This is a genomic window from Streptomyces sp. 8L (assembly GCF_020176795.1).
Classification (GTDB): domain Bacteria; phylum Actinomycetota; class Actinomycetes; order Streptomycetales; family Streptomycetaceae; genus Streptomyces.
In genome coordinates, this window is record NZ_JAIUKE010000555.1 from 1 (window position 1) to 4,847 (window position 4,847).

A 4,847-nucleotide genomic window follows, 5' to 3' on the forward strand; every position below is an offset into this window, starting at 1 on the left:
GTCGGCGGCTGTCACGCCGCCCATCGATGCGACGTCGGCGGCTGTCACGCCGCCCATCGATGCGACGTCGGCGGCTGTCACGCCGCCCATCGATGCGACGTCGGCGGCTGTCACGGCGCCCATCGATGCGGCGCCGGCGGCTGTCACGCCGCCCGTCGGCCCGGCGCCGTCATCAGCGGTAGTCGCGGAGCCGGACCCGCCGGACTTCCCGTCCCCGCCCGTACGTGTCGCCGCCACGCTCCGTGAGGTTGCGCCTGAGGTCGTCCAGGAACGGGGAGCTCTGGTGCGGGGCGCCGTCCCTGCCCTGCGCCCACATCACCTGGTGGCCGGCGCGCAGCGCACGGTAGAGCACCACGAGCCCCTCGGCGAGGATGCCGAGGCCGAGGCTGAGCATCAGGCTGTCGCCGACGCCGCCCGTGTCCTTCGGGTCCAGCGCGCCGAGCGCGAAGTTGGCGCCGAGCTTGACCGCCAGGTTCAGCGCCCACAGAAGGACCGTGATCCCGGTGTAGCGGACGAAGGCGAGCCCGTCGCGCTGGGAAATGCGCACGCTCGCACCGCGCAGCATGCCGAGGACGACGCTGATCGCGGCGGTCGCGACCAGGAACAGCAGCGACATCGACGTCGTGACCTCGCCGGACACGTCGGACACGCCGATCGCGCAGAGCACCACGGGCAGGATCAGCATCCGCTTGGCCTGCGCCGGCTCCCCCATCATCCGCCGGACCAGTACGTAGCCGACCGCCGCCACGATCAACACGATTTCAACGGGACCGCTCATTCCGATGACCTCCACCGATGTCGTTGTACTGCGCGAGAACGCCGTCGTGATAGCTGAAAACTACGGTTGACCAGCGCCTTTGTCGTGGGTCGAGCGCCGTATCCCGGGTGGAGAACCGTCTCCACCCGGGGCCGTACCCGGCCCGGCGGGGCGGCGGCTGCCGGGGCGCCGGACGGCGCCCTCACCGGCCGGCCGCGGGGAAGGCGCGCGGGTCCACGACGGGACCGGCGGGCGTGGCGGCCGCCGCGACGGCGCGGGCGCGGACCTTCTTGACGTAGTGGCGTGTGAAGGCCATGGGGACGGCGAACCCGAGGATCTGGACGAGGATGCGGAGCGCGTCGACGGCGCCGGTGGCCTCGCACAGGAGCGTGGCGATCGCGCTGAGCGTGAAGGCGGCCGTCCAGACCCCGGCGAGCACCGTGCTGGTACGGATGAAGACGGGGTTCTGCCAGAGCGCGGGCGGGGCGCTGCGCTTGGCGATGCCCAGGGTGAAGGGCCGGCCCACCAGCAGGCTCCCGCCCGCGACCAGCGCCAGCCACGCGGAGGACGCCCCGCTCACATAGTCCTGGAACGGCGAGTGCGGGTCGGCGAAGGCGATCACGGTCAGCACCGTGAAGTAGACGACGGTGCCGAGGTCCAGGATCTGCCCGTCCGCGCTCGCCCCCGCCCTGCGCTCCTTCACCAGGAAGAACGCGCCGATCGCCAGCGACAGGAGCGCCGCCCACTGCCAGGCGACGCCGGACACCGCGGCGAACGCGATCCAGGGAAGGAATCCTCGTACGTAGCTCATGACTTGTTTTTTCCTTTCGCTCGTTTCACATGACGCGGAATCACGTCGCGCGAGAGTGCGCCGTACGGGACGGGAACGCGGTGTGAATTCGAACTCCGCCGCATTTCCCCGCTGTTGAAAAACCTAGGCCGCGCGGCGGGGAGTTGTCCTGCGCCTCCGGGTGCATCCCGGGTGGAAAGTTCCCTCCACCCCGGGGTGCACCCGGAGTGCACCCCTGGGCCGAAGACGGCATCCCCGCGCAGGTCCTAGCGTCGAAGCCACGAGGTCGGAACGCGCCCACCGCGTCGGTGCGTGCGCCCGGCCCCACCGAGTCGGCGCGAACGAATGCGAGGCTGTTGTGCGTGTTGTTGTCGATCTGAACCGCTGTCAGAGTTATGGGCAGTGTGTATTCGCGGCCCCGGAGGTGTTCCGTTTCCGGGGCGCGGAATCGCTGGAGTACGACCACGTGCCGGACGCGGCGTCGGACGCGGGCGTACGGCGTGCCGCGCTGGCCTGTCCGGAACAGGCGATCGTCCTCGACTCCGCCACGGAGGAGATCCCGCTGCCCCCGAAGGCCCACCGGTGAGCGCGCACGGCACCGGGCGCGCCGAGCGGGTCGGCCCCGCCGTGCGCACCGAAGCCGGCGAGACGGCAGAGCAGGCCGCTGAAACCACTCAGCCTGGCGAGGCCCCTGAGACCGGCGAGACCGCTGGAAAGATCGTCGTCGTGGGCGCGTCGCTTGCGGGGCTGCGTACGGCGGAGGCCCTGCGCGCGGCCGGTTTCGGCGGCCGGCTGACCCTGATCGGCGACGAGCCGTACACGCCGTACGACCGGCCGCCGCTGAGCAAGGCCGTGTTGTCGGGCCGGCTGGCCACCGACCGGTTGTCGCTGGCCAGGACCCGCGACCTGGGCGCCGATTGGCTGCTCGGTGTGGCCGCGACCGGCCTCGACCCGGCCGCGCGCACGGTGCTGCTCGCCGACGGGCGCACGATCGCCTTCGACCGGGTGGTGCTCGCCACCGGCACGGCCGCCCGCCCCTGGGCCCGGCCGGCCGAGGCGGCGCTGCGCGGCGTGCACGTACTGCGGGGCCGCGACGACGCGGACCTGCTCCGCGCCGACCTCGCCGAACTGGTCCGCACGGGCGGGAGGTTGCTGGTTATCGGCGGTGGCTTCACCGGCTCCGAAGTCGCGTCGAGCGCGCGGGACCTCGGCCTGCCCGTCACCGTGACGCAGCGCGGGGCCGCGCCGCTGGCCGGTGCGCTGGGCGCCCATGTCGGCTCGGTGATCGGCGCGCGGCAGCGGGCGCACGGCGTCGACCTGCGGGTGGGCACCACCGTACGGCGCCTGGAGGGGGACGCGTCCGGCCGGCTGCGCCGGGCGTGGCTGTCCGACGGCGGGACACTGGACGTACGTGTCGCGGTGGTGGCCGCGGGCTCGGTACGCGACACGGGCTGGCTGCGCGGCAGCGGTCTGGCGGCGGACGGGCGCGGGGTGTCCTGCGACGCGGCCTGCCGGGCCCTGGACGCCGGCGGGCGGGTGGTGGAGGGCGTCTACGTCGCGGGCGACCTGGCCAGGTGGCGGCACCCGCGCTTCGAGACGGGGCCGGTCTCCTTCGAGCACTGGGGCAACGCACTGGACCAGGCCAGGACGGTCGCGCACAACATCATGTCGGCGGACGTACGCGAGAACGACGCGCTGCCGGTGTTCTGGTCGGACCAGTTCGGGCTGAACATCAAGTCGGTCGGCATGCCCGGCATCGCCGACGAAGTGGTCGTCACCCAGGGCTCGTTCGACAGCGGTCCGTTCGTCGCCGCCTACGGCAGGGCGGGGGTGACCGTGGCGGCGGTCGCGGTCGACGCGCCGCGTCTGCTGGACGGTTACGCCGCCCTGGTCGCCGAGCGCGCGCCGTTCCCGCCGGTCCTCGACGCCAGTGGCGACCCGGCCCGCGGGCGCCCGGTCGACGCACGCGTCCCACGCCGCTCGGCGCCGCCGCCCGCAGCCGCGACCGCACTCACCCCAGTCACCACAACCCCAGCGACCACAGCCCCGGTGACCACAGTCCCATCGACCACAGCCCCGGTGACCACAGCCCCGGTGACCACAGGAGAAACCTCATGACCCCCGCCGCCCACCTCTTCCGGCAGGTCCTCGACCCGTCCAACCGGCACAACCCCTACCCGTACTTCGCCGAGTTGGGCCGGGAGCCGATCCGGCGTCTCGACGCGACCACCTGGCTGGTCAGCGGCCACGAGCTGATCAGCCGGCTGCTGCGCGACCCGAGGATGAGCTCGGAGGACGGCGGCCCCGCCCCGGCGGCCGGCCCCGACACGCCACTGGGCTCGGACGGCAGGCCCGTCACGGGCCCCTTCCTCTTCCGCGACCCGCCGCACCACGACACACTGCGGCAGCAGACGATGTACCGGTTCGCGCCGCGCGTCATGGGCATGCGCCCGCACATCGAGACACTGGTGGCCGGGCTGCTGGACAAGCACCTCAGCGAAGGACCCGGCGAGCTGGACGTGGTGGCTGAGCTGGCGTACCCGCTGCCGATCGGTGTGATCTGCGGGCTGCTCGGCGTACCGCCGGAGGAGGAGCCGCTCATCCACTCCTTCGCCAACAGGCTCACCAAGGGGCTGGACCCTGCCGAGACACTGACCGCGCCGGAGACCGCAGAACTGGAGGAGGCCCGGCGCGAGTGGCGCGCCTATCTGATCCCGACGATCGCGCGCCGCGCGGAGCACCCCGGGTCCGACCTGATCTCCGCGCTGCTCACCGAGGGCGACCCGGCAACCCGGATGACCCTGCTGGAACTCGGCATCACGCTGGGCATGCTGCTCATCGCGGGCCACGAGACCACCGTCAACCTGGTGGCCAACGGGACGCTGGCGCTGCTGCGGGACGCCGGCGCGCTGGCCCGGCTCCGCGCCGACCCGGAGTCCGCGGCGGCCGTGGTGGAGGAGGTGCTGCGCCACGACCCACCGGTGCAGATGACCGCGCGCCGCGCCACCGCCGACCTGGAGGTGGCCGGTCACACGGTCCGCGCCGGGGAGCGCGTCTCGCTCCTGCTGGCCGCGGGCAACCGCGACCCGCGCAGATTCGCGGACCCGGACGCGTTCGTGCCGGGGCGCCCGGACAACGCCCACCTGGCCTTCGGCGGCGGCGTCCACTACTGCTTCGGCGCCGCGCTGGCCCGCATGGAGGCCCAGGCGGCACTCGCGGCACTCATCGCGGGCCACGAGACCACCGTCAACCTGGTGGCCAACGGGACGCTGGCGCTGCTGCGGGACGCCGGCGCGCTGG

The 4,847-nt window shown here is 73.2% G+C and carries 5 protein-coding genes; 3 read left to right on the forward strand and 2 right to left on the reverse strand.

The window, feature by feature from the left end; translation table 11 throughout:
- Positions 1-172: 172 nt before the first annotated feature.
- Positions 173-778 carry a hypothetical protein gene (locus LCE31_RS34115; protein WP_225021439.1) on the reverse strand — a complete coding sequence of 202 codons (606 nt, stop codon included), beginning with the start codon at positions 776-778 and terminating at the stop codon, positions 173-175.
- Positions 779-959: 181 nt separating this feature from the next.
- Entirely contained in the window at positions 960-1,568 is a 609-nt protein-coding gene (locus tag LCE31_RS34120) for a hypothetical protein (RefSeq protein WP_225021441.1), read from the reverse strand.
- 337 nt (positions 1,569-1,905) lie between these two features.
- On the opposite strand from LCE31_RS34120, the gene LCE31_RS34125 reads away from it, so the two are divergent.
- The 3 genes from LCE31_RS34125 to LCE31_RS34140 all read left to right on the forward strand — a co-directional run.
- Positions 1,906-2,133 (forward strand): ferredoxin, encoded by a 228-nt coding sequence (locus LCE31_RS34125; RefSeq protein WP_225021444.1) that lies wholly within the window; start codon positions 1,906-1,908, stop codon positions 2,131-2,133.
- Positions 2,130-3,665: an FAD-dependent oxidoreductase gene (locus tag LCE31_RS34130; protein ID WP_308042351.1), complete on the forward strand. Its 1,536-nt coding sequence runs from the start codon at positions 2,130-2,132 to the stop codon at positions 3,663-3,665. Before LCE31_RS34125 ends, LCE31_RS34130 begins: the two co-directional genes overlap by 4 nt.
- Positions 3,662-4,847, forward strand: a 1,186-nt coding sequence (locus LCE31_RS34140) for a cytochrome P450 (RefSeq protein WP_225021446.1), incomplete at its 3' end; no start/stop codon positions are given. The genes LCE31_RS34130 and LCE31_RS34140, both read left to right, overlap by 4 nt.

Coding starts and splice junctions, on each gene's coding strand:
- LCE31_RS34115 (WP_225021439.1), bottom strand. CDS start 778: ATGAGCGGTCCCGTTGAAATCGTGTTGATCGTGGCGGCGGTCGGCTAC.
- LCE31_RS34120 (WP_225021441.1), bottom strand. CDS start 1,568: ATGAGCTACGTACGAGGATTCCTTCCCTGGATCGCGTTCGCCGCGGTG.